Source organism: Variovorax sp. efr-133-TYG-130, assembly GCF_030208835.1.
GTDB lineage: Bacteria > Pseudomonadota > Gammaproteobacteria > Burkholderiales > Burkholderiaceae_C > Variovorax.
Map to the genome: position 1 here is coordinate 92,130 of NZ_JARVTD010000012.1, position 24,474 is coordinate 116,603.

Below are 24,474 nucleotides of genomic sequence, written 5' to 3' on the forward strand. Positions count from 1 at the left end.
TGGAAAATCCGTGAAAGTCGGGAATGTCGTCGCTATGATCGACAACTTCTACGACCTATCGGAGGATTCATGCCCACCATCGTTCCTGCGGCCACCCGCACGATGACCCTGCTCGAAGTCTTTGCGCGAGAAAAGCGCGAGCTGTCCAACTCGGACCTGGCCCGGCTCATGGACCTGCCCGAGAGCAGTTGCTCCGACCTGCTGCACACGCTGCACGAGTTGGGCTATCTGCTGCGCACCGCGCGCAGCCGGCGCTTCTATCCAACCGCGCGCCTGTTGACGGTGGCCAAGGAAATCTCGGCAAGCGACCCGCTCTATGCCGTGGGTGCCGAGGCGTGCGAACTGCTGCGCGACCGCACCGGCGAGACCGGGCTGTGCGGCAGGCTGGAGAGCGGCGTCGTGAAAGTCATCGCGCTGAGCGAGGGCCGCCATGCGCTGCGCTACATGCAGCACGTGGGCGACAAGCTGGCGCTGCACGTCTCCGCGCTGGGCAAGGCGATCCTCGCGATCGGCACGCCCGAAGAAGCGGCGCGCCAGTTGCGACTGAAGCCGCTGCGCTCGCTGGCCTCCGGAACGATCACCGACCTGTCCGAGCTGGAGGCGCAGGTGGCGCGCGCGCGCGAACAGGGCTGGATCTGGGTCGAGAACGAAGGCAGCGAAGGCCTGACCGCCGTGGCGGTGGCCGGCCAGATCGGCGGCGAGACCCTGGCCCTGTCGGTGGCCGGCCTGACCCACCGCATGCGCGACCAGCGCGAGCGCTGCATCGAGGCGCTGCAGGAGGTCAAGGCCGTCGTCTTCCGGGAGCAGCAGCCGGTGTCGTCGCCTGCCTCCTCCTCTTCTTCTTCCACATCTTCCCGCCGCGGCACCAAGGCCCCGCCTCCCGACGAGCCTTGAGCGCCGCTCAACTTCACCTTCAAAAACCAGGAGACCCCGTGTACACCCAGACTGCAGAACAAACCATGCTGCGCGACAGCATCCGCCGCTTCATGAAGAGCGAAGTCGCACCCGTCGTTGCCCGCCACGACCAAGAGCGCACCTTCCCCTTCGAGCTGCTCAAGCCCCTGGCGGAGTTCGGCTACCTGGGCGGCCGGCTGGCGGAAGAGGAAGGCGGCATGGGGCTGGACCAGCTCACCTGGGCCATGCTGATGGAGGAGGCAGGCTACGCATGGCTGTCCCTGCGCACGATGCTCAACATCACCAACGCGGCGATCAACAAGCTCGCGGCCGAAGCCACGCCCGCGCAGAAGGAGCGCTTCCTGCAGCCCCTGCTGGCCAACGAGCGCCGCTGCTTCAGCGCCATCAGCGAGCCCGGCACGGGCTCCAACATCGCGCAGGTGCAGACCCGCGCGGACCTGCAGGGCGACCACTATGTGCTCAACGGCCGCAAGCTGTGGATCACCAACGGCGCCTTCGGCGACTTCGGCATCGTCGTGGCGCGCACCTTCAGCCCGGACTGCCAGGGCCAGCTCTCCACGTTCCTCGTGGAGCGCGACGTGTCGCCCTACGAAATGCGCCGCGTGGACACCATGGTGCTGCGCAGCACGGGCACGGCGGAACTGGGCTTCGACAACGTCAAGGTGCCCAGGGAGAACCTGCTGGGCGAGGAAGGCGGCGCACTCAAGAAGATGCTGATCGGGCTGGACAGCGCGCGCGTGAACATCGCCATGGGTGCCGTGGGCGCCGCGCAGTCGGCGCTCGATCTTTCCATCGACTACGCGCGCACGCGCACGCAATTCGGCAAGCCCATCGGCAGCTTCCAGCTGGTGCAGAAACTGATCGTCGACATGACGATCCGCGTCGAAGCCGCGCGGGCGCTGGGCCTGCGCGCGGCCGCCGCGCTGGACTCCGGCAGCGGCGCACGCACCGCCGCGTCGATCGCCAAGCTCTACGCCACCGAGGCCGCTCACGAAGTGGCCAGCATGGCCTTGCAGGTGCACGGTGGCCTGGGCTACGCCACGGACTACCCGATCGAGCGGATTTTCCGCGACACCCGCGGCGGCACCATCCCGGAAGGCACGACCGAAGTGCAGACCCTGATCGTCGGGCGCGAGATCCTGGGCATCTCCGCCATTGCCTGAACGTCGCCGGAGTTGCACAGCATGACCCATCCGACCTTCAGCACCGACCTGTCGCGCCTCATCCATCCACGCTCCATCGCCCTGGTCGGGGCGTCCGATCGGCCACAGAGCATCGGCGGGCGTACCCTCAGCAACCTGCTGGACCATTCGCAGATCGACGGCGAGCTCTACCTGGTCAATCCGACCAAGGCCGAATTGCGCGGCCGGCGCTGCTGGCCCAGCGTCGCGTCGCTGCCGCAGACGCCCGACGTCGCCGTCATCGCGGTGCCCGCATCGGGCGTGCTTGCCGTGATGGAGGAATGCGCGGCCAGGCGCGTGCCGTTCGCCATCATCCTCACCTCCGGCTTCGGCGAAGCCGGCGCCGAGGGAGAGCAGGCGCAGGCCCGCCTCAAGGAAATCGCCGATCAGGCCGGCATGCGCATCTACGGCCCCAACTGCCCCGGCCTCACCAACGTCAACCAGCGCCTGGGCATGACCTTCTCGCCCTCTTTTCCGCATGACCTGGTCAAGGGCCCGATCGGCCTGGCCACGCAGGGCGGCGGGCTGGGCCGCAACGTGATGCAGGCCATGGAGCGCGGCATCGGCATCGGGCTGTGGGCGTCCACCGGCAACGAGGTGGACCTGCAGGTGGCGGACTTCATCCAATACATGGCAACCGCGCCGGACATCAAGGTGATCGTGACCTTGCTGGAAGGCATCAAGGACGGCCCGCGTTTCCTGGCCGCGCTCCAGTGCGCCGCCGACAACGGCAAGCCGGTCATCGCGCTGAAGGTCGGCAAGTCCGCGTATGGCCAGCGCGCCGCGCAGTCGCACACCGCTTCGCTGACGGGCTCGGCCGAAGTCAACAGCGCGGTGTTCCGCCAGTACGGCGTGATCGAGGTGGACGACATCGACGAACTGGTGGACACCGCCTGGCTTTTCGCGCGCGCCATGCCGAGCGAGCGCGAGGCGATCGGCGTCTATTGCTCGTCCGGCGGCACCACCGCCCTGACCGCCGACGCGGTGGGACTGGCGGGGCTGACCCTGGCGGAGTTCGCACCGCACACCACCGAGCTGCTTCGCAGCAAGCTGCCCGACTATGCGGCGGTCAACAACCCCGTCGACACGACAGCGGCCGTGCTCAGCGACGCCGACCTGATCGAAAGCACGCTGGGCGCAGTCGCCGCGGATCCCAACCTGGGCTGCGTGATTGCGCCCATTGCGCTGGACTACGGCGAAACCACCATCCGCATGGCGCAGACCATCATCGCCGCGCAGGCACGTGTGCAAAGTCCCATCGTCCCGATCTGGATGAGCGACCGGCTGGGCGAGGGCTACCGCATGCTGGTGGCGGCAGGCTTCGCGCCGCCGCGCTCGGTCGGCAAGGCGATCAGCGCCATCAAGCGTTGGACGCAATGGGGCCAGCGGCACCGCGGCATGGCAGGTCCATCCGATCGCCGTCGCCCCGCTTCCATGCCCCTGGCATCAGCGCTCGCCGTTCGCAACCTGTCGGAACTGGAAGCCAAGACGCTGCTCGGGCAGGCCGGCATCCCGCTGCTGCCGGTTGCCGTGGCCCGCACCCGGGCCGAGGCGCGCCTGCTGGCCGATGGCATGGGCTACCCCGTGGTCGCGAAGATCGCCAGCCCCGACATCCTGCACAAGTCGGACATCGGCGGCGTCAAGGTCGGCATTTCGCATGGCCTGCAGGTGGAACTGGCATGGGACGACATCATGGCCTCGGCCAGGCATCACAAGCCCGATGCCGCCATCGACGGGCTGCTGATCGAGAAAATGGCGCCAAGCGGCGGCGTCGAGCTGATGGCGGGCGTGACGCGCGACCCGGTGTTCGGGCATGTGATGACCTTCGGCCTGGGCGGGGTCTATGTGGAAATCCTGCGCGATGTCACCCGCCGCCTGCTGCCGCTGAGCGCCGCCGACGCCGCGTCCATGGTGCGCGAGATGCGCTGCTTTCCCGTGCTCGCCGGCGCGCGCGGGCGGCCGGTGGCCGACGTTGCCGCACTGGAACGCTTGCTGATGGGCGTGTCCGAGTTCGTGATGGCCAACGCCGAACGCATCGAAGAGATGGACCTCAACCCGATCTGGGTCGGCGCCGAGGGCGAGGGCGCGCTGCCGCTGGATGCGGTGGTCGTCGAAAGGAGCGTGGCATGAGTGCCCCCGGCCCGCTCGCGGGCATCACCGTCCTCGACTTCAGCGAACTGCTGCCCGGACCGTTCTTCACGCAGAACCTGGCGCAGATGGGTGCGCGCGTCATCAAGATCGAGCGGCCGCCCGGCGGCGACAACGCGCGGCGCATGGGACCGGGCGGCTTCGAAGCGGTCAACCGCGGCAAGCTCAGCCTGCTGGTGGACCTGAAGGACGAGGCCCAGCGCGCCCGCGTGCGCGAGCTGGTGGCTCAGGCCGATGTGCTGGTGGAGTCCTACCGCCCCGGCGTGATGGCGCGCCTGGGCCTGGACTACGCCAGCTTGCGCGAGAGCTTCCCGCGCCTGGTCTACGTGTCGCTCAGCGGCTATGGGCAGGAAGGCCCCTGGGCTCATCTGCCCGGCCACGACATCAACTACCTGGCCGCGGCGGGGGCGCTGGCGGTCTCGGGCGAGCCCGGCGGGCCGCCGACGCAGAACTTCGGCCTGCCGGTGGCGGACCTGTGCGGCTCGATGTATGCGCTCTCGTCCACGCTGGCGGCGCTGCTGCAGCGCGACCGCACGGGCCGGGGCCAGCACCTGGACGTGGCGCTGGCCGACTGCGTGCTGCACTGGATGAACCCGCGCCTGGGCGCCTACCGCGCGGACGGCGCGACCAGCCTCGAAAGCCAGCGCGCCGCCACGCAGGTCAAGCCCGCGTACGGCAGCTTCCGTTGCCGTGACGGACAGTTCCTGAGCGTCGCGGCGCTGGAAGACCACTTCTGGGCACGCCTTTGCAGCGTGCTGGACATGGGCGACTTCGCGAACGAGGGCTGGCGGACGCTGGGTGCGCGCAAGAAGCAGGCGCAGGCCATCAACGAGCGCATCGCGCAGCAGCTCGCGCAGCGCGATTCGGCGGAGGCCTTCGAGACACTGGCGCGCAGCGACCTGCCCGTGGCACCGGTGGTGGCCCCCGGCGCGCTGGCCGCCTTGCCGCAGTTCGCGGGGCGCGGCCTGTTCAACGGCACGCAAGCGCTGTCGCTGGTGCGCTTTCCGGTGCCGCTGGCAGGCGTCGATCCGGCGGCGCTGGCCGATGCGCCGGCCCTGGACAACGCACGGCAGCAGCTGTGAGCCAGCCGCCGCTGTCCACCCGCCTGACGCGGCTCTTCGGGCTCGCCTACCCGATCCTCGGCGGCGGGTTGATGTGGCTCTCGGACGCCCGCTACGTCGGCGCGCTGACCAACGCGGGGTGCATGGGCTTCATCACGCCACGCTCCTTCGACGGCGAGGATGCGCTGCGCGACCAGCTGCGGCGCTGCAGCGACCTGACGGAGGGTCGCCCCTACGGCGTCAACCTCACGCTGTCGGCGCGCCCGCAAGCGAACACGGGCGTGCACCGCGCGCTGGAGATCGCGCTGGCCCACGGCGTGCGCCACTTCGAGACTGCCGGCCATGCGCCGGATGCGCTGATCCGGGCCATCCACGCGGGCGGCGGCGTGGTGATTCACAAGGCATCGAGCGTGCGGCATGCCCTAACTGCGCAGGCCGCCGGGGCCGACGCGGTGGCGCTGGTGGGCATGGAGGAAGGCGGGCATCCCGGTGCCAACGAGCTGCCCACCATGCTGATGGGCGCGCTGGCCACGGCACGCCAGCAGTTCCATGTCCCGCTGGTCCTGGGCGGCGGCATCGGCCATGGCGCCCAGCTGGCCGCTGCCCTGGCGCTGGGGGCCGACGGGGTGTTGATGGGCAGCCGCTTCCTCGTGAGCGAGGAGGTGTCCGCCCACGCCGCCTACAAGCAGCACCTGCTGGGCTGCGACGAACACAGCACCATGCGCCTGCTGCACACGCTGGGCAACACCTGGCGTGTGCTGCGCAACGACACGGCCCTCCAGGTCGACGCGATCGAGCGCGCCGGCGCGGCCGACCACGCCGCATTCGGCCACCTGCTCGACAGCCGCGTGGCGCGCGAACGCTGCTACGGCGGCGGCGACTGGCACAGCGGCATGCTCTCCCTCGGGCCGGCCATCGGCTTTGCCACGCGCATACAGCCGCTGTCGGCGATCGTGGAAGAACTCATCCAGCAAACACGCGCCGCCCTGGCGCACCTGAGCGCATCGACTGCACTGCCATGACCCACGCCCTTTCCTTCCTCGACCGGCTGGCCCTGCCCCTCATCGCGGCGCCCATGCTGCGGGTCTCCGGCATCGAACTGGTGTCCGCCGCTTGCGCCGCCGGCGTGATCGGCGCCTTTCCGACAGCCAACTGCCAGACGCTCGACGAATTCGACGCCTGGCTCGCCCGCCTGGACGACGAGGCCGCCGGCGCGCCGGCACGCACGGCGCCCTATTGCCCCAACCTCATCATGCGGCGCGACCCTGCCAGGGTGATGGCCGAGGTCGAACTGATCGCCAGGCACCGCGCGCAAATGGTCATCACCAGCGTCGGCTCGCCCGCGGCCGTGGTGCCGCGCCTGCACGAGGCCGGCTGCCGCGTCTTCGCCGACGTGGCCTCGCTGCACCATGCCGTGCGCGCCATCGAGTCGGGCGTGGACGGACTGGTGCTGCTCACCGCGGGTGCCGGCGGACACACCGGTTGGGCGAACCCCTTCGCCTTCGTGCGCGCGGTCCGCGACGTGTTCGACGGCCCGATCGTGCTGGCCGGCGGCCTGTCGGACGGCGTGGCCCTGCGGGCCGCGAAGACGCTCGGCTGCGACCTCGGCATCATGGGCACCCGCTTCATTGCCACGCGGGAGAGCCTGGCGAGCGGGGAGTACCGTCAGATGCTGGTCGACAGTTCGATCGACGACGTGCTGCTCACGCGCGGCTTCACCGGCTTGCCCGCCAGCTTTCTCGCGCCGTCGGCTCGCAGGCTGGGCATCGATGTCTCCGCGCTCGACGAGAGCATCTCGGTGGAAGAAGCGAGGAGACGCTACGGCGGTGGCGCCAATGCGGCGCCGAGCCAGCGCTGGACCGACATCTGGAGCGCGGGCCATTCGGTGTCCGGCGTGCGCGCCGTGCCGACGGTCGCCGAACTGGTGGATGCGCTGGGCCGGGAATACCGCGGCAGCGCGCCGGCGTGACGGGCTCCTGAGGCCCGGCCTCAGCGCGAGGCTCGCGCGGGGGGCGCCACCGAATCGCGCTCCACGTAACGCAGCGCGATGCGGGCCTTGCGCTGGGGCAGCCCGTTCTCGGCGATCCGGGTGAGCAGCAGGTCGACCAGGCAACGCGCGGTTTCGGCCTGGTCGATGTCGAGCACGCTCACCGCGGGTTCGTGCTCGGCCGCGAAGGGCGTGTCGCCGATGGCGACCACCGAGATGTCGCGCGGCACCTGCAGGCCCCGGGCGGAGATGGCCCGCAGTGCGCTGTTGAGCATGTGCGTGCCCTGCACGATGAGCGCGCTCGGTCGGTCGGGGCGACCGAGCAGTTCGGTGACCTCCGCGTTGACCGAGGCCGTGACGCTGCGCGCCTGCACCAGCAGGTCGGGCACCGGCAGGCCCGCAGCCTGGAACGCGGTGCGAAAGCCCTGCACGCGGCGCCGCACGGGCCGTGTGTCACCCTGCCAGAGAACGAGTGCGATGTCCCGGTGCCCCAGACCCAGCAAGCGCTCGACCACGCGCCGCACACCGCCCGCGTGATCGATGAGCACGGCGTCGTGTGCGCCGCTGACTTCCCGGTCGAACACGACGGCCGGCATGGGCAGCATCCGCAACGCCTCCACCAGTTGCGCGTTGCGCTCGTTGCCGGGCGCGAGGATCACGCCGTCCATGCCACGCTGCGTGAACGTTCCCAGTGCCTTCACTTCGCGCTCGGCGTCGTTGGCGCCGTTGGCCAGCAGCAGCAGGTAGTCGTGCCGAAGGAATTCGTCCTCCAGGGCGCGAAACACCTGTGCGTACAGCGGATTCGAGATGTCGGGCAACAGGCAGCCGACGGTTCGGCTGAGCCGCGAACGCAGCACCCGCGCCGCATGGTTGGGACGGTAGCCCAGCGCCGCCGCGGCCTGGCTCACCTTTTCCTGCGTGGCCGCCGACGCACCCGCGCCGTTCATCGCCCGAGACGCACTGCCCAGCGACACCCCCGCCAGCCGAGCCACGTCGCGCAGATCGATCTTCTGTTTTCCTGCATTCATTCGGAGGGACTTTCCCTTTGGGGCAAGAGCATGGGGTGCATCTTAGGTGACAGCCTGCAAGGGTTTCCACCATTTCGGAAACGTTTCCAAAAACCAACCATGGGCGCACCCAACGCGCAAAAGGAAACATGCATGACCTCGCCAGCCATCCAGCCCGGGCTCCAGCTCTTCGCTGAAGCACTCGGTGACCTCCGCCCCTCGGCCGGACGCCTCGAGCAACGCCGGATCCTCGTGGTGGGCGCGGGCCAACGCGACATCGACGACCCCGATCCGCCCGTGGGCAACGGACGCGCGATTTCCCTGCTGTTCGCCCACGAGGGCGCAACGCTGACCTGTGTGGACATCAATCCCGAGTCGCTGCAGCGCACCTGCGATCTGGTGCGCGCATCGGGCGCGACCGCCCATGCCGAGGTGGCCGACGTCGCGCAGCCGGATGCCGCCGCGTCGACCGTGGAGCGCGCGGTGCACAAGATGGGCGGGCTGGACGGCCTGGTGATGGTGGTGGGCGTGGCGAGCGGACTCTCCCTGGACAACCAGAGCGCCGAAGCCTGGGACCGCGAGCACGCGACCAACGTGCGCTCCTGCATGCTGTTCGGGCAGCAGGCATTGCGGCACATGGCGCCCGGAGGCTCCATCGTGCTGCTGTCGTCGATCGCCGCGTTGCGCAATTCGAGCTTCAACCCGGCCTACGAAACGACCAAGGCCGCCCAGGTGTCGCTGGCGCGCTCGATCGCGATGGCGGGGCAGGCCAAAGGCGTGCGCTGCAACAGCATCCTGCCCGGCCTGATGGACACGCCCATCGGTCGTGCGGCGACGCGCCGCAGGTCCGACCGCCTCGCGATGCCGTTGCCTTTCGGGCGCCAGGGCACAGGCTGGGAAGTGGCCTATGCGGCGTTGTTCCTGATGTCGCACGAGGCCTCCTACGTGAACGGCCATGCGCTCGTCGTGGACGGCGGCCTGACCGGCGGCATCGCCGCGCCGCGCGCCTGATGGCAGCCATGCAGACGCTCCAACGACGTCGCGTCCTCCAGGCGGCCGCCTGCGCCGTCGCGGCGCCGCACCTTGGCTTCGCCGTCGCGGGCCAGGCCGATGCCTATCCCGGCCGGCCCGTGCGCCTGGTCGTGGGCTTCCCGGCGGGCGGCTCGGCCGACCAGTCCTCGCGTCGACTGGCCGAGCAGCTGGCACGCCAGCTGGGCCAGCCGGTGGTCGTCGACAACAAGCCCGGTGCCTCCGGGAACATCGCGGCCGCGGTCGCGGCGCGCAGTGCGCCCGACGGCTACACGCTCTTCTACGGCACCAACGCGACCCACGCGATGAACGTCAGCCTGTATCCGAAACTGGACTACGACCCGGTGAAGGATTTCGCGCCCATTGCGCTAGAAGGCAAGGTCTACAACGTGCTCTGCGTCAACCCGGCCTTCGAAGCGCGGGACCTGAAGAGCTTTCTCGCGCTGGCCCGCTCGGCCCCCGACCGGGTCGCCGTGGCCACGCCCGGAAACGCCACCAGCGGCCATCTGTCGCTGGTGCTGCTCAATCGCGCGGCCAAGGTGCAGCTCGCGCACATTCCGTACAAGGGCAGCGCTCCGGCCATCACCGATGTGATGGGCGGGCAGTTGCCGGCGATCTTCGACAACGTGGCGGGCAACCTTGCGTACATCCGCAGCGAGAAGATTCGCCCGCTGGCCGTGACGTCGCGCAGCCGGCTGCCGCTGCTTGCGCAGGTGCCGACCTTCGAGGAACTGGGCCTGCCCGATTGCGAACTCGCGGCCTGGGGCGGCCTGTGGGCGCCCAGCGGCACGCCGGCGCCGATCATCGAAAGGCTCAACCACGAAGTGAACCGGGCGCTGCAGACCGCGGCGGTGGCCGATCGCATGCGCGAACTGACGATCGAGCCCCAGGGCGGCACGCCCCAAGCCCTGGCCGAGTTCGCACGCAATGAAACCGCCAGGTGGCGCGAGGTGATTCGCACCGCCGGCATCCGACTGGATTGAAAAACCCATGGCTCGCATTCCCTACTTCGACCTGGCCGAGGCACCGCCGGAACTCCACGCGCTGCTGGACGGGCGCCCTCCGCTCAACATCTACCGCATGGTCGCCCACGGCGGCGCCACCGCGCAGGGCTTCCTCGGCCTGGGCTCCAGCATCCTGCGGCATTCCTCGCTGCCCGCGAGGCTGCGCGAGCTGGTGATCCTGCGGGTCGGCGCGCTGTGCGGCTCCACCTACGAAGTGACCCAGCATCGGCGCGTGGCCGCGCAGGCGGGCGTGCCCGCAGCGCAGGTCGAAGCGGTGCTCGGCCACCCGCAAGGCAGCGCCGACAAAGAACCATTCGACAGTCTCGAGCACCGCGTGCTCGACTTCACCGACGCCGTGGTGCGCCAGGTCAAGGCGCCGCCCGAGATGTTCGACGCGCTGGCCGCCCTTCTGCCGCCGCAGCAGCTGATGGAGGTCGTGATGACGATCGGCTACTACATGCTGGTGTGCCGGGTGCTGGAGAACTTCGAGGTCGAGCTGGAAGACGGCAACGTGCTCGACAGCCACGGCCGGTGGTCCGAAATACTGGGCAAGAACTGATTCGCCGGAGACACACGGATGACCATCAATCGCCGCCAATTTTCCGCCGCCGCCGGCCTGCTTTCCCTGTCGCCGATGCTGCGCGCGCAGGAGGCCTATCCGGCCAGGCCTATCACCCTTGTGGTGCCCTTCTCGGCGGGCAGCGTCGTCGACCAGCAGACACGGGTGATCGCGCGCGTGTTGAGCACCCGGCTCGGCCAGCCTTTCGTGATCGACAACAAGGTCGGCGTGAGCGGCTCGATCGGTGCCGAGTTCGTGTCCCGCGCCGCGCCCGATGGCTACACGCTGCTGGTGGGTACGCAGGGCACCCAGGGCACCAACAGCGCGCTCTACAAGACCATCCGCTACGACCCCGTGAAGGACTTCGTGGCCATTCATGGCCTGTCCGGCAATGCCAACGTGCTGGTGGTGAGCCCGCATCTGGGCATCGGCACGGTGGCCGAACTGGCGGCGTACGCCAGGAAGAACCCGGGCAAGCTCAACTTCGGATCCGGCGGCAACGGCACGTCCGGGCACCTGTGTCTCGAACTCCTGCAGAACCGCACCGGCACGCGGTTCACCCACGTTCCGTACAAGGCGAGTTCGGCCGCGCTGGTGGATCTGATCTCGGGCAACGTCGACGCGATGTTCGACTTCGTCCAGACCTCCGCGCCCCATATTCGCAACGGCAAGATCCGGGCGCTGGCCGTGACGCGCGGCCAGCGCATGCCGATGCTGCCTGACGTCCCGACCATGGCCGAAGCGGGTTACCCCGGCATCGAAGCCCTCAGCTGGGGCGGTCTCTTCGCGCCGGCGAAGACGCCGGAGGCCATCGTCAAGCGCCTGTCCGCCGAGGTGACCGAGACGCTCCGGTCGCCCGAAATCAAGAGCTCGCTGGATGCGGTGGGCAGCTTCATCATCGACATGCCCCACCCGGAGTTCCAGGCGTACGTGGCACGCGAGGCCGCCAAGTGGACCGAAGTGCTGCGCACCGCCGGGGTGTCGCTCGAATGACCGGCCATCGCGTTGCCGCGATCACGGGCTCGGGCAGTGGCATCGGACGGGAACTGGCGCTGGCCTGTGCGCGCGAAGGCATGGCCCTCGCGCTGGCCGACATCGATATCGAGGGCCTCGCGGCCACCGAAGCGCTCGCGCGCACGCTGGGCGTGCCGACGTTCGCGCAGAAGTGCGACGTCGCTCGCGCCGGCGACGTCGAGGCTTTCGCCGCTTCCTGCGAGAAGGTCTTTGGTGGGGTCGACTGGCTGTTCAACAACGCGGGGGTCGCGGTGCTCGGGCCCGCCTGGACGGCCACCGACGCCGACTGGGAGTGGGTGCTGGGCGTCAACCTGCGCGGCGTCGCCAACGGCGTGCGCAGCTTCGTTCCTCGCATGCGGGCTCGCGGTGTTGCGGCCCGTGTGATCAACACCGCATCGGCCGCCGGCCTGGCCACGCTCGCGGGCTCCGCCGTGTATTGCGCCAGCAAGCACGCTGTCGTCGCCTTTTCCGAATGCCTGGCGCGCGACCTCGAGCAGGCGGGCGATCCGATCGGCGTTTCCGTGCTGTGTCCTTCGCTGGTACCCACGCAGATTCATCAGGCGCAGCGCAGCCGGCCGGCTCATCTTTCAGACACTGTCGAACCCGCCGCTGCATACAACGACCGGGTGCGCCTCGGAATGGCCGCTTCGCCCATCGACGCGGCCGACGTTGCCGCGGCCACGCTTGCGGCGGTTCACGCGGGACGCTTCTATGTGATCCCGCACGTTCAAACCGGCGGCTCGATCCGCCGGCGCATGGACGCGATGCTCGGTGACTTCGATGCGCAACACACCGGTGTTCCATGACGCGCGCGCGCTCTGCCCGTCCACACGCCGCCTTCCCTGCCGGCACCTTTCCCGGAGCAACTTGAATGAATCCTGAGATCCAACTTTTCGCGCAACTCGAGGACCGGCTGGCGAGACTGCAAGCGCGGGTCGACGAAATGGAAAGCCGCGACGCGATACGCACGCTGCGCGCCCGCTATCACGTCTTTGTCAACGAAGACGAGGGCCAGCGTCTCCACGAGCTGTTTTCGGAGGACGCAAGCGTGATCTACAACGGTCGCCCGGAGGTGTTCGGGCGCGAGGCGATCCGCGCCTTCTTTGCGAACTTCCCGGTGCAGTACGCGCGGCAGTTCATCCACCAGCACGAGGTCGAGGTGCGTGGAGACACCGCGATCGGCCACTGCTACCTGGACGGACGCCCCGTGCACGGGGACCGCAGCATGTACGTGGTCGGTCGTTTCGATGACGAGTATGTTCGCGTCGATGGCCGGTGGATGTTCAAGAAGGTCGTGCTCACCGTCCACTACATGGTGGAAGCGGCCGAGCACTGGGAGTCGAGCCTGCCCATGAAGAAGACGAGGCAGCCCGCATGAGCGTTCACCAACTTTTCGATCTCGGCGGACAGACCGCGCTGGTCACGGGCGCCGCCAGCGGGCTTGGATCGGCGATTGCCGAGGCCCTTCTCGCTGCGGGCGCGCGCACGTTGATGACCGACGTGGACGAAGACGCGCTGAACGCGCGCGTCGCGCTGCTGCGCAAGCAGCATCCTCTGGCCGAAGGGGCGGTGCTGGATGTCGCCGACCCCGATGCGGTGGATGCGGTGGTGGATGACGCGGTGCGCCGCTACGGCCAGCTCGATTGCGTCTTCGCCAATGCCGGCATCAGCGCGGGCCGCGGCTTCGCGGTGGAGGCGGGCCAGCTCGAACACGTCGAGCGCCCTGCCTGGGACCGCGTCATGCGCATCAACCTGGACGGTGTCCTGGCAACGCTTCGCGCCTCGGTACGGCACATGAAGCCGCGGCGCCAGGGACGAATCATCGTCACCTCATCCATTGCGGGCATCCGCGCGGAGCCGCTTTCGGGCTACGCCTACGTCGCATCCAAAGCGGCGGTGAACAACCTGGTTCGCCAGGCCGCGGTCGAGCTGGCACCCTTCAACGTGCTGGTCAACGCGATCGCGCCGGGCCCGTTCGCAACCGAGATCAACGGCGGACGCCTGAAGCTGCCCGAGTCCGCCGAACGCATGCGAACCTACATTCCGCTCGGGCGCGTCGCGCAACTGCACGAAATCCAGGGCCTGGCGCTGCTCCTTGCATCGCCCGCTTCGAGCTACATCACGGGCGCGGTCATTCCCATCGATGGCGGTGCTTCCGCCCGCTGAGGGCACGCAGGCCCGACCGTCCGGCCGACGGCAGGATCTGCCGTGGCGGCCCGCACAACGGCAGCCTGCCCTGCGCAGGGCCCTCATTGAAGCACCGGCACCAGGGGCTCGCAGCCTAAGCTCTGGGCTCACGGCTTTCAATGACGACATCGCGCAGGAACAATCAATGACCCAGGCCCTGGTACTGCATCGCGCCGACGGCGCGCCCGTTTCAACCGCCTTCCGCAGGGCCGCCTTCGGCACGGACGATCCTTTTGCACGGCATCGCGAGATCGCGTGGGAAGGCCCGGGCGCGATGAGCGCGGGCCGCACCAGCTTCATCGGCGAGCTCGACATTGCAAGCTATCCCCACATCGAAACCATCGTCGTGGTCGAGGGGGAACTGACGCTGACAGCGGACGGCGCGGCCCCGGTGGTGGTCGGCCCCCAGGCGGGCGCCGTCATCGGATGCGGTACCTCGCTGCGCGTGCAGGCCGGGTCCCGCGTGCGATTCGTGTTCTGCGCCGCTGCTTGCGAGAAGCCGACCCGGCGCGGCCTCTTTCCCCTGAGCGCCAACGCCGACTTCAAGCCCTCCGCCACGCTGCCCGCGGACGTGCTGCTGGGCCCTTCGCCGGCGTGCCGCAGCGACAACGTCTTCATCGACGACGGTGCGCAGTACAGCGCCGGCACGTGGGACTCGACGCCCTACCACCGGATCGTTCGCCCGCATCGCGTGAACGAGTTCATGCATCTCCTGGCAGGCAGCGTGCGCTTCGCCGCCCCTGACGGCAGCGTGCTGTCGGCGGACACGGGCGATGCACTGTTCGTGCCCCAGGGTGCACCCATCGGATGGGAAAGCAGCGACCGCGTGGCGAAGTTCTACGTGGTCCAGAGCGTCCAGGGCTGAGGCGCTGCGCGCGCTGCGTCATGCTGCTTCCGCCGGACCGCATCGGCGCGGACGCGATCGGTGCCTCGCTGCGCCTGGTCGCGCAGGGCCGGTTGCAGACGCATGCGCTTTGGAAGCCCGGGCCCGCCGGTGCTCGAGCCACGGCGCGGATGGTGCCGCCGGAGCAGCGCAATGCCACGCGCCTGAAATGGCCTGACGCGGTTGCTCTGCCCATGGTCGACGAGCCCGCGGCCCCGTCGCCCGGGCGACGGCTGGCGCAGGTTGCCGTGCAGTTCCGCCTGAGCCCGACCGAACTGAAGCCCACGCAAGCACTGGTGCAGGGCGAGGCGCAAGACCGAGCGGCATAGTGCAGAACGGCCGATCGGCCGCAGGAGGCGTGCGTGTCGCCAACTAGCGCCACAAGAGAAGCGCTGGATCGATCTTGCGATCTTCGCGAAGCATCGTTTCGATTGCAGCTGCAGGAAGCGCCGCGCTGAACCAGTAACCCTGCATCTGATCGCACTGATGCGCCGCCAGCAGGGCCGCCTGGCCTTCGCTTTCGACGCCCTCGGCAAGCACCTTCATCTGCAGCTGGTGTGCCATCGTGATGATGGCGCGGGTGATCGACGCATCTTCTGCCAGCGCGGTGACGTCGGGTACCAGCGAACGGTCGATCTTGACGACGTCCACCGGCAGCCGGCGCAGGTAGCTCAGGCTCGAGTAGCCGGTGCCGAAGTCGTCGAGCGAGACTTCGACGCCCAGCGCGCGCAGCGCTTGCAGGTGCTGCACCGCCTGGTCGAAGTTGCCGATCAGCATGCTCTCGGTGACCTCGACGCCGAACAGCCGGGGATCGAGGCCTGCCGAGGCGAGCAGGCCTTCGATGCGGCGTGCCAGGTCCGGATGCAGCAACTGGCGCGCCGACAGGTTGACGGCCATGCGCAGCGGCGGCAGCCCGGCCTCCTGCCAGGCCGCGGCCTGCTCGATGGCGCGGCGCAGCACCCAGTCGCCGATGGCGACGATCAGGCCGGTCTCCTCGGCGATGGGGATGAAGCGATCCGGCGCGACGCGGCCCAGCGTCGGGTGCTGCCAGCGCAGCAATGCCTCCACGCCCACGATGCCGCCATGCGCAAGGTCGACTTGCGGCTGGTAGTGCAGATCGAGCTGCTCGTCGCGCAGCGCCTTGCGCAGCGCTGTCTCCAGCGCCAGCCGGTCGGGGTCGTCGTCGTGCGGTGCACCGGCGTAGATGCTGGCCTGGTTGCGTCCCAGCATCTTGGCCTGGTGCAGTGCGGCGCTGGCGCGGCGCAACAAGGTGTCCGCGTGGTCACTGTCGGCAGGTGCCGTGGCGATGCCGATGCTGCAGGTCATATGAACTTCCTGCCCCGCGATCGGCATCGGACGGGCAATGCTGTCGAGCAGCGCCTGCGCCGTGTGCAGCACCGGCACGGATGGCGCCGGCATCACGATGACGAACTCGTCCCCGCCGCGGCGCGCCACCAGATCGCCGCTGCGCACGGTGGCGCTGAGGCGCTGCGCCACTTCGCGCAGCACAGCGTCGCCGATGTCTGCGCCGAGACCGTCGTTGATACGCTTGAAACGGTCGAGCTCCAGCACCAGCACCACGGTCTGGAGGCTGGTCTGCACCGTCGCGTTCAAGCGCTCCAGGAGCAGCTGGCGATTCGGCAGCCCGGTCAGTTCGTCGAACTGCAGCAGTTGCAGGATGCGCCGCTCGGTGGCACGGCGTTCGCGCAGGTCGTCGATGCAGACATGGGCGAAGGACGCCTGGCCGCTGGTCACCAGGCTGACGGAGACGTCGACCGGAATCTCATGCCCCGCCTGGTGGCGCACGGTGGTCTCGAAACGCAGCGAACCCCGGTCGCACAAGTCGCGCCAGCGCCGCGGCCACTGCGCCACATCGATCTGGGTTTCGATGTCGGGCACACGCAGCCGCAGCAGTTGCTCGCGGTCCAGGCCCAGCAGCCGGCAGGCCGCTGCGTTGGCATCGCGATAGGCACCATCGGGCCCGACCTGCAACAGCGCGTCGTTGGCCTGTTCGACGGCTTGTCGCGTGAGCTGCAACTGGTGCTGCGCCTGCTCACGTTCGCTCACGTCGCGCGCAGACGGGATCAACCACACCACGCGGCCAGCCTGGTCGTAAAGCGGCAGCAGCGAGAAGTCCATCGACAAGGTGGCGCCGCCGCTCGTGGCCACTCGCACGTCGAAGCGCGAGGCCTCGCCGCGCACCGCGCCGGCCAGCGCTTGCTGGAGCCGCTGTCGCGAGACCTCGCAGGCTTGCCACCAGGGGGTGGCGTCGAAACGCTGGCCGAGCACCTGCTCCGGCGCGCTGCCGATGGCCTGCAATGCCGCCTGGTTGGCATAGCGCAGCACGCCGTCGGGGTCGAGCAGCCCGGCGAAGATGGAGGGGCCCAGACGGTCCAGCACCTCCTGCAGGGTCATCTGCGGGCCCGCCGATGTGGGACTGGCCGCCATGCGCGTGAGCGCTGCACCGCGGCGCGGATCACCCCGCAGGGCGTGTTTCTTGGGCATGGCACCAGTTTGTCCCGCAGCCACTGCTGGCGGCGTGTGCAGCTGCGGGCTCGAACGACCGGATCAGATCGACGGTCGAGAAGCCGTCGCGTCGCGCGGTGCGTCGTCGACCAGCCTTGCCAGCGTGCGCATGGCGCGTTCCAGCGTTTCATTCCAGGGCTGGCCGCAGGTCAACCGGATGTGGTGCCGGAACTCCGCCCGCGCAGAGAACATCGGCCCCGGGGCCAGGCTGATGTGCTGCGCCAGCGCGGCGCCGTGCAAGGCGATCGCGTCGACGCCGCTGGGCAGCTCGACCCACACGAAATAGCCGCCCGCCGGCCGCACGACCCGCGTTCCGTCCGGAAAAAGCCGGTTCACCGCGTCGAACAGGCTGTTGCGCTGCGCCTGCAAGGACATTCGCAGGCCTCGCAAATGCCGGTCGTAACCACCTTCCTGGAGGTACGCTGCCAGCGCCGCCTGCACCGGAATCGAACCCGACAGGCTCGTCGACAACTTCAGCCGCTCGACCTCGCGTGTGAAACGGCCGGGCGCGGCCCAGCCCACGCGGTAGCCTGGAGCCAGGCACTTGGAAAACGACGAGCAGTGCAGCACCAGGCCGCGCCGGTCGAAGGCCTTGGCCGGCAGCGGGGCGACCTTGCCTTCGTAGAGCTCGGCATAGACGTCGTCTTCGATCAACGGCACATCGTGCCGGGCGAGCAGCGCGACGAGGTCGCGCTTCTTCGCTTCAGGCATCAGGCTGCCCAGGGGGTTCTGAAAGGTCGTCATCAGCCAGCAGGCCTTCGGACTGTGGAGCGCCATCACCTGCGCCAGACGACCGAGATCGATGCCCTCGCGCACATGGGTCGGCACTTCGATGGCGCGCAGGCCCAGCCGCTGCAGCGCCTGCAAGGCCACGTAGAAGGTGGGGGACTCCACCACCACAGCGTCGCCGGGCCGCGCCACCGCATTGAGGCACAGGTTCAATGCGTCCATCGCTCCGTGGGTGAGCACGATCTCGTCGGTGGCCACGGCAAAGCCTTGGCGCAGATAGCGTTTCGCGATCTCGCGTTTGAGCTGCTGATTGCCGGGCGGCAGGTCTTCGACCATGCGCCAGGGGTCGAGCCGCCGCATGCTGGAGACCAGGGCGCGCCGCAACCTGTCCAGCGGAAACAGCGTCGGGCTGAGGAACGCAGAACCCAGAGGCACGATGTTGCGCGCGCGCGCGGAGCCGAGGCACGCGTAGATCAGGTCGTTGATCTCGACAGGCTGCGATCCGGATCGCGGTTGCGAGATTTCCGGTTCCCGCAGCGACGTGCCGTCGGCGCGAGCCGTGACGAAGTAGCCCGACCGTGGCACCGCACGCACCAGGCCGCGCGATTCGAGCAGATAGTAGGCCTGGAACACCGTGCTCGCGCTCAAGCCCCGGCTGGAACAGGCCTGGCGCACGGAAGGCAGGCGGTCGCCAGGGCGCAGCACGCCACCGGCAATCTGCTGCTCGAGCTCCAGAGCCAGAAGTTCGTACCGCGTCGAAGCAGCGTCCGGACGATGGGGCATGGTGTGGGCACCGCGCCTCGGTCGACTGCCGGCTGGGTGGGTGGGTTTCTGGCAGTCTATCGATTGCGCCCTGCGATGCAAGCAGCGTTCACGATGCCAGGCATCCAACGGCGCGGTGGCAAGCTCGCGTCTGCCGCGATCAACGCCCGGCAGCCAGCCGGTCCTCAAGCCGCTGAATCAGCCGTCCCAGCTCCGCCATGTCCGTGCCGTTGAGCGCCGGACCCGGCAGACGCACATAGGCCGATCGGATCGCGCCTGCGTTCGAACGTACCGGGCCGTGACGCACCGCAAGCCGCGCGTTCGAGGAGAGTGGCGTGGGCGCTAAGCGCCAGGCGGCGCCTGCACCGGCACACCAGGCACGCCCCGCGCATGCGCCTTCAGGCAGGCGACGAAGTCGATGAGGGTGGCCGAGGCGTGCTCGCGGTTCCAGACCACGGTGATGGGGCCGAAACGGATGTTCGAATCGACCGCGACTTTCCTGAACAGCCCCAGCGAGGCCATGTAGTCCGCCATGGATTCCGAACACGCGCCCACGTAGTCGCCCTTTTGCAGCAGCGCCTGCATCATGGCCAGCGAGGCGGTTTCCGCCTTGGGCACCAGCCACGACGCCTGTTGCTCGATGAGGTAGGCATCCATCTGGATGCGCGTGAGGGTGCCGACGGGCGGCATCACCCACTTCTCGCGCAGCACGTCGGCGAAGTCCAGCACCCGGTTGCTGCCCCAGTGCCTGCTGCCCTGCCCGATGACGATGCTCACCCGGTCGTCGAACAGCACCTGGTGCGCCAGCTGCGGCTGGTGCGCCCGCGCATCCAGGACACCGATGACGGCATCCATGGCACGCGTCTCCAGGCCCTTGAGCAGGTTGTCGAACGGCCCGTCGTGGATGGACACGGCCACGTCGGCGTGCCGCTGCTGGAAAGCGGCCACCGCCTCGGGCAGGCCGCCGGCGATGCCTGCCCAGACGCTGCCCACGTTCAGGCGCGGCACGCGCCCCGCCGCCACCGCATGCATCTCGCGGCCCGTGCGGGCGACGTCGCCCAGCACCGTGAGCGCCAGCCGCCTGAGCAGGTGCCCGGCCGGCGTGAGCTGCACCTTGCGCCCGCGCACCACCAGCGGCGTGCCCGCCACGCGTTCCAGCTCGGCCAGCCAGTGCGACATGGCCGACTGCGTCATGTGCAGCCGCGCCGCCGCCTCGGTCAGCGTGCCCGCTTCGTCCAGCACCAGGAACGACTCCAGGTGCCGCACCTTGATGCTCCGCGCCCAGGACGCGCCCTCCGATCGATCAATCATGAGTAAACCTTCATGCACCCATTTTGCATTTTCACTAGGAGAGCGACAGGGTCGTCATGAAAATACCTTCATCTTTCATGACAGCCCTCTGAGGAAGCCCCCGTGCCCCAACCCATCACGCACATCTCCAGGATCCTGATCGGTGCCGCGCTCGCGGCCGTCGCGGCCGCCACCGCGTACGCGCAGGCGAGCTACCCCAGCCGTCCGGTGCGCCTGGTCGTATCGCAAGCCCCGGGCGGCAGCAGCGACACCATCGCGCGCTTGTGGGCCGAACACGCCGGCAAGGCCATCGGCGCCACCATCGTGGTGGAGAACAAGCCCGGTGCGGGCGGCCTCATCGCCGCGCAGAACGCGCTGAATGCGCCCGCCGACGGCTACACCCTGCTGCTGGGCAGCGTCTCGCTGATGGTGCTCAACCAGTTCACCTACAAGCCGCTGCCCTACAACCCCGAGAAGGACTTCGTGGGCGTGTCCATGCTGACCACCGTGCCCTTCGTGCTGTCGGCCAACCCGGCCACGGGCATCAAGACGCTCAAGGATCTGACGGAAAAAGCCAAGGCGGCGCCCGGCAAGCTGAACTTCGCCTCCGCCGGCCTGGGCAACTCCACGCACCTGGCCGTCGAACTGGTGGACAACGCCCTGGGCATTTCGATGACCCACATCCCCTACAAGGGCGAGGCCGACGGCGTGCTGGCCACCATCGGCGGGCAGACGGAGGTGATGGCGCCGGTGTATGGCACGGCCTTGCCCCACATCAAGAACCACAAGCTCAATCCGCTGGCCGTGCTGGCACCGCAGCGCACCCCTGAGCTGCCCGATGTGCCCACGCTGGGCGAACTGGGCGTGAAGGGTTTCGACAACATGGGCTGGAGCGCCGTGGTGGCGCGCGCCGGCACGCCGGCCGACATCGTGGAAAAGCTCAACAAGGCCACGCAAGCCTTCCATAAGAGCCCCGACGTGCAGGCCAAGCTCAAGAGCATGGGCGTGATCCCCCTGTCGGGCCCTTCGGCGCTGGTGATGGAGACGACGGTGCGTGACGCCAAGGCATGGGGCCCCACGCTCGAAGCGCTGAACCTCAGCGCCAAATGACCCGGCAAGCAACGCCCATGAAAAAAGAAGCCATGGTGGTCTGCCCGCAGCCGGAGGCCGCCGAATCGGGCATCGACATCCTGCGCGCGGGCGGAAACGCGGTCGATGCCGCCGTGGCCACCGCGCTGGCCCAGACGGTGGTCGATCCGCTGATGTGCGGCATCGCGGGTTTCGGTACCGCCGCCGTCTACCTGCCCGGCGCCCAGGTGCATGAATATTTCGACTTCCACTCGCCCGCGCCGCTGGCCGCCAGGGAGGACATGTGGGAGCACCTGCTGGAGGGCGAGACGCGGGACGGCTTCGGCTTCATCCTCCAGGGCCGTGTCAACGACATCGGCCCCCAGTCCATCGGCACGCCGGCCACGCTCAAGGGCCTGGAGGCGATGCACCAGGCGCACGGCCGCCTGCCGTGGCGCCAGGTGGTGGAGCCGGCGATCCGCTGGGCGGCGGACGGCTACTTCGTGCGCCCCGGCATGCACGCCTTCTGGATCGACGAGCCGGCCATGGGCCGCGTCGGCAACCTCGAACGCCTGCAATACAGCGACGAGGGCCGCCAGCTCTACTGCCGCCCCGACGGGCGCCCCAAGCCCATCGGCGCGCCGCTGCGCAACGACGGCATGGCCGCCGTGCTGCGCCAGATTGCCGAAGAAGGCGCGCGGCCGTTCTACGAAGGCGACCTGGCGCAGCGGATGGTGGCGCACCTGCAGTCGCTGGGCGCGCTGCTCACGCTCGACGACCTGGCCCGGTACCAAGTGCAGCGCAACCCGCCGCTGGTGGGCCGCTACCGCGACCGCACCGTCACCACCAACCAGCCGCCGGGCGGCGGCGCCATGCTGCTGGAGATGCTCAACATCCTCGAGCACTTCGACCTGGCGGGCATGGAGCACAACAGCCCCGGCTACCTGCAGCGGGTGTGCGAGGCCATGAAGAAGGCGACCATCGACAAGGACCGCTGCATCGGGGATCCGAAGTTCTTCGACGTGCCGCTGGAACAGCTGCTGTCCAAGGACATGGCGCGCGAAGCGGCCGAGCAGATCCGCACGGGCCACCGCTTCAACGTGGAGCGCGTGAACCCCGGCGCGCCCGTGCCCCGCGACACCACTCACCTGAGCGTGGTGGACGCCGACGGCAATGCGGTCTCGCTGACCCACTCGCTGGCCATGCCCTCGGGCATCATCACCCCGGGCATGGGCTTCCTGTACAACGGCTGCATGGGCGTGTTCGACCCGCGCCCGGGCCGCGCCGGCAGCATCCGGCCGGGCAAGAGCCGCTTCACATCGTCGTGCCCCACCATGACCTTCAAGGACGGCGCGCTCGACGTGGTGCTCGGCGCCCCCGGCGGCACGCAGATCGCCATGGGCGTGCTGCAGGTGCTGCTCAACGTGATCGACCACGGCATGGAGATGCAGGCCGCCGTGTCGGCGCCGCGCTTCTCGTCCACCAGCAATGCCATCGACGTGTGCAACCGCATTCCGCGTTCCACCACGCGCGCGCTCGAAGCACAGGGCTACGCCATCGGCCGCAACCCGTACAACTACACGATCGGCTGGGTGCACGGCGTGCAGGTGCAGGCCGACGGCCTGCATGGCGGCGCGGACCCCGGCCGCGATGGCGTGGCGTACCGTCTGCGCTGACGCCCGTTCAGGCCCGGCTGTCCGCGGCCTCCAGCCGCGCCATCGCCTCGTGAACCGCGCCCAGGCGCACATCCTGGCTGCGCGAGGCGTCGACGATCGCCTCCATGATCCGAGACGCCTGCTGAGCCGATTGCTGGATCTCCCGTATCACGCGGCCCGACGCCTGCACCTTCTCGTTGCCGGCCTGCACGCGGGCCGTCGAGGCGGAGACCAGCCCGCCGATCTCTCGCGCGGCGGCGGCGCTGCGGTGCGCGAGGCTGCGCACCTCGCCCGCGACCACGGCAAACCCGCGGCCCTGTTCGCCCGCGCGCGCGGCCTCCACCGCCGCGTTGAGCGCGAGCATGTTGGTCTGGAAGGCGATGCCGTCGATCAGGCCCACGATGTCGGCGATGCGCTTGGAGTCGGCCTGGATCTGCTGCATGGCCGCCATGGCGTCCGCCGAGGCATCCGCGCCATCGAGCGCGACGCTGGCCACCTGGCGGGTGTGCGAATGGGCGTCGCCCGCCTGGCTGGCGCTGTGCCTGACCAGCTGCTTCAGTTCCTCGAACGCGCCTTGCACCATGCGCGTCGCTTCGAAGCGGGCGGTGATGTCGGTGGCGTACTTGACCACCTTGAACGGCTGGCCGGCCTGGTCGAGCACCGGGTTGTAGTTGGCCTCGATCCACACCGTGTTGCCCTCGCGGCCGACACGCTCGAACTGGCCCTGGTGGAACTGCCCGCGCGCCAGGTGCTGCCAGAAGGCCTTGTACGCGGCGCCCTGGCGTTCTTCGGGGCGCACGAACATGCTGTGGTGCCGGCCGACGACATCGCTTTCGTGGCGGTAGCCCATCGCATCCAGGAAGTTGCGGTTGGCACGCAGGATGCGGCCCTGGAGGTCGAATTCGATCACGGCCTGCGCGCGCCCGACCGCGGCCAGCTGGCTTTGCGATTCCGCGTCGCGCAGCACCTGCCCGGAGATGTCCATGGCGTACTTGACGACCCGCACCACCTTGCCCGCGCCATCGAGCACGGGGCTGTAGTTGGCCTGCAACCAGACTTCTCCGCCGTTGCCGGCGATGCGCCTGCAGCGCCCGACGAAGGGCTCGCCGCGTTGCAGCCGGTTCCAGAACTGTGCGTAGTCGCCGGAGTGCCGCTCGGCCGGGTCGACGAACATGCCGTGGTGCCGGCCCTTGATTGCGTCGAGCGAATAGCCCATCAGCGACAGGAAGGGCTCATTGGCGAACACCACGTCACCCTGCGGCGTGAACTCGATCACGGCCTGGTTGCGATAGAGCGACTGGAGCTGGCGCCGTGCGGAAACACGCCGGCCCGAAAGGAACGAAACCAGGGAGCGGAAGGAGGTCATGGTCGATCTGAGTACGATTTGATTAATCTACTCATCGACGGTTGGCCTGGGTGTAGGAAACGAGCGCAAAGGCTCACGCCGCCCCCACGGCGGGCGTTCCTCG

The 24,474-nt window shown here is 69.0% G+C and carries 22 protein-coding genes; 17 read left to right on the forward strand and 5 right to left on the reverse strand.

Going from position 1 to position 24,474, the window contains the following annotated elements; genetic code table 11:
- The first annotated feature begins 69 nt into the window (after nucleotides 1-69).
- Genes QRN67_RS15900 through QRN67_RS15925 form a run of 6 tightly spaced genes read left to right on the forward strand, consistent with a single transcriptional unit; the run spans nucleotide 70 to nucleotide 7,274 of the window.
- A complete protein-coding gene (locus QRN67_RS15900) occupies nucleotides 70-894 on the forward strand; it encodes an IclR family transcriptional regulator (RefSeq protein WP_081270987.1) in 825 nt (274 codons plus the stop codon).
- Nucleotides 895-932: 38 nt separating this feature from the next.
- Nucleotides 933-2,078 (forward strand): acyl-CoA dehydrogenase family protein, encoded by a 1,146-nt coding sequence (locus tag QRN67_RS15905; RefSeq protein ID WP_275892592.1) that lies wholly within the window; start codon nucleotides 933-935, stop codon nucleotides 2,076-2,078.
- A gap of 21 nt (nucleotides 2,079-2,099) precedes the next feature.
- Nucleotides 2,100-4,226, forward strand: a complete 2,127-nt coding sequence (locus tag QRN67_RS15910) for an acetate--CoA ligase family protein (RefSeq protein ID WP_081270988.1) — start codon at nucleotides 2,100-2,102, stop codon at nucleotides 4,224-4,226.
- The gene (locus QRN67_RS15915) at nucleotides 4,223-5,326 is read left to right on the forward strand and encodes a CaiB/BaiF CoA transferase family protein (protein WP_285412549.1); all 1,104 of its coding nucleotides are present in this window, start codon (nucleotides 4,223-4,225) and stop codon (nucleotides 5,324-5,326) included. Before QRN67_RS15910 ends, QRN67_RS15915 begins: the two co-directional genes overlap by 4 nt.
- Nucleotides 5,323-6,327, forward strand: a complete 1,005-nt coding sequence (locus tag QRN67_RS15920) for an NAD(P)H-dependent flavin oxidoreductase (protein WP_081270990.1) — start codon at nucleotides 5,323-5,325, stop codon at nucleotides 6,325-6,327. Before QRN67_RS15915 ends, QRN67_RS15920 begins: the two co-directional genes overlap by 4 nt.
- Nucleotides 6,324-7,274, forward strand: coding sequence for an NAD(P)H-dependent flavin oxidoreductase (locus QRN67_RS15925; RefSeq protein WP_081270991.1), 951 nt, complete (start codon nucleotides 6,324-6,326; stop codon nucleotides 7,272-7,274). The genes QRN67_RS15920 and QRN67_RS15925 overlap by 4 nt, the downstream gene beginning before the upstream one ends.
- A gap of 20 nt (nucleotides 7,275-7,294) precedes the next feature.
- Here the strand turns inward: QRN67_RS15925 and QRN67_RS15930 are convergent, their stop codons facing one another.
- A complete protein-coding gene (locus tag QRN67_RS15930) occupies nucleotides 7,295-8,320 on the reverse strand; it encodes a substrate-binding domain-containing protein (protein ID WP_285412550.1) in 1,026 nt (341 codons plus the stop codon).
- Nucleotides 8,321-8,452: 132 nt separating this feature from the next.
- Between QRN67_RS15930 and QRN67_RS15935 the strand changes: the two genes are divergently transcribed.
- From QRN67_RS15935 to QRN67_RS15975, 9 genes are all read left to right on the forward strand, one after another.
- On the forward strand, nucleotides 8,453-9,310 hold the full coding sequence (locus tag QRN67_RS15935; protein WP_081271078.1) for an SDR family NAD(P)-dependent oxidoreductase: 858 nt from the start codon (nucleotides 8,453-8,455) through the stop codon (nucleotides 9,308-9,310).
- 8 nt (nucleotides 9,311-9,318) lie between these two features.
- Entirely contained in the window at nucleotides 9,319-10,311 is a 993-nt protein-coding gene (locus tag QRN67_RS15940) for a Bug family tripartite tricarboxylate transporter substrate binding protein (protein ID WP_081271079.1), read from the forward strand.
- A 7-nt stretch (nucleotides 10,312-10,318) separates the two neighbouring features.
- Nucleotides 10,319-10,891 (forward strand): carboxymuconolactone decarboxylase family protein, encoded by a 573-nt coding sequence (locus QRN67_RS15945; protein ID WP_285412551.1) that lies wholly within the window; start codon nucleotides 10,319-10,321, stop codon nucleotides 10,889-10,891.
- Nucleotides 10,892-10,909: 18 nt separating this feature from the next.
- The gene (locus QRN67_RS15950; protein WP_285412552.1) at nucleotides 10,910-11,884 is read left to right on the forward strand and encodes a Bug family tripartite tricarboxylate transporter substrate binding protein; all 975 of its coding nucleotides are present in this window, start codon (nucleotides 10,910-10,912) and stop codon (nucleotides 11,882-11,884) included.
- Nucleotides 11,881-12,711, forward strand: coding sequence for an SDR family NAD(P)-dependent oxidoreductase (locus QRN67_RS15955; RefSeq protein WP_285412553.1), 831 nt, complete (start codon nucleotides 11,881-11,883; stop codon nucleotides 12,709-12,711). The genes QRN67_RS15950 and QRN67_RS15955 overlap by 4 nt, the downstream gene beginning before the upstream one ends.
- Nucleotides 12,712-12,776: 65 nt before the next feature.
- A complete protein-coding gene (locus tag QRN67_RS15960; protein WP_285412554.1) occupies nucleotides 12,777-13,283 on the forward strand; it encodes a nuclear transport factor 2 family protein in 507 nt (168 codons plus the stop codon).
- Complete coding sequence (locus QRN67_RS15965; RefSeq protein WP_285412555.1) at nucleotides 13,280-14,071, forward strand: SDR family NAD(P)-dependent oxidoreductase; 792 nt, start codon at nucleotides 13,280-13,282, stop codon at nucleotides 14,069-14,071. Before QRN67_RS15960 ends, QRN67_RS15965 begins: the two co-directional genes overlap by 4 nt.
- A gap of 166 nt (nucleotides 14,072-14,237) precedes the next feature.
- Nucleotides 14,238-14,957 (forward strand): cupin domain-containing protein, encoded by a 720-nt coding sequence (locus QRN67_RS15970; protein WP_285412556.1) that lies wholly within the window; start codon nucleotides 14,238-14,240, stop codon nucleotides 14,955-14,957.
- 20 nt (nucleotides 14,958-14,977) lie between these two features.
- Complete coding sequence (locus QRN67_RS15975) at nucleotides 14,978-15,304, forward strand: hypothetical protein (RefSeq protein ID WP_285412558.1); 327 nt, start codon at nucleotides 14,978-14,980, stop codon at nucleotides 15,302-15,304.
- Nucleotides 15,305-15,347: 43 nt separating this feature from the next.
- On the opposite strand, the gene QRN67_RS15980 is transcribed toward QRN67_RS15975, so the two are convergent.
- From QRN67_RS15980 to QRN67_RS15990, 3 genes are all read right to left on the reverse strand, one after another.
- Nucleotides 15,348-17,480, reverse strand: a complete 2,133-nt coding sequence (locus QRN67_RS15980; protein WP_285412559.1) for a putative bifunctional diguanylate cyclase/phosphodiesterase — start codon at nucleotides 17,478-17,480, stop codon at nucleotides 15,348-15,350.
- A 63-nt stretch (nucleotides 17,481-17,543) separates the two neighbouring features.
- Complete coding sequence (locus tag QRN67_RS15985; RefSeq protein ID WP_285412561.1) at nucleotides 17,544-19,013, reverse strand: aminotransferase-like domain-containing protein; 1,470 nt, start codon at nucleotides 19,011-19,013, stop codon at nucleotides 17,544-17,546.
- Nucleotides 19,014-19,334: 321 nt separating this feature from the next.
- On the reverse strand, nucleotides 19,335-20,303 hold the full coding sequence (locus QRN67_RS15990) for a LysR family transcriptional regulator (protein ID WP_285412562.1): 969 nt from the start codon (nucleotides 20,301-20,303) through the stop codon (nucleotides 19,335-19,337).
- Nucleotides 20,304-20,405: 102 nt separating this feature from the next.
- Here QRN67_RS15990 and QRN67_RS15995 point away from each other — a divergent pair, with 102 nt between their 5' ends.
- On the forward strand, nucleotides 20,406-21,392 hold the full coding sequence (locus QRN67_RS15995) for a Bug family tripartite tricarboxylate transporter substrate binding protein (protein WP_106937901.1): 987 nt from the start codon (nucleotides 20,406-20,408) through the stop codon (nucleotides 21,390-21,392).
- A gap of 17 nt (nucleotides 21,393-21,409) precedes the next feature.
- A complete protein-coding gene (gene ggt, locus QRN67_RS16000) occupies nucleotides 21,410-23,026 on the forward strand; it encodes a gamma-glutamyltransferase (RefSeq protein ID WP_285412564.1) in 1,617 nt (538 codons plus the stop codon).
- 7 nt (nucleotides 23,027-23,033) lie between these two features.
- On the opposite strand, the gene QRN67_RS16005 is transcribed toward ggt, so the two are convergent.
- A complete protein-coding gene (locus tag QRN67_RS16005) occupies nucleotides 23,034-24,371 on the reverse strand; it encodes a methyl-accepting chemotaxis protein (protein WP_285412566.1) in 1,338 nt (445 codons plus the stop codon).
- Between the last annotated feature and the right edge of the window lie 103 nt (nucleotides 24,372-24,474).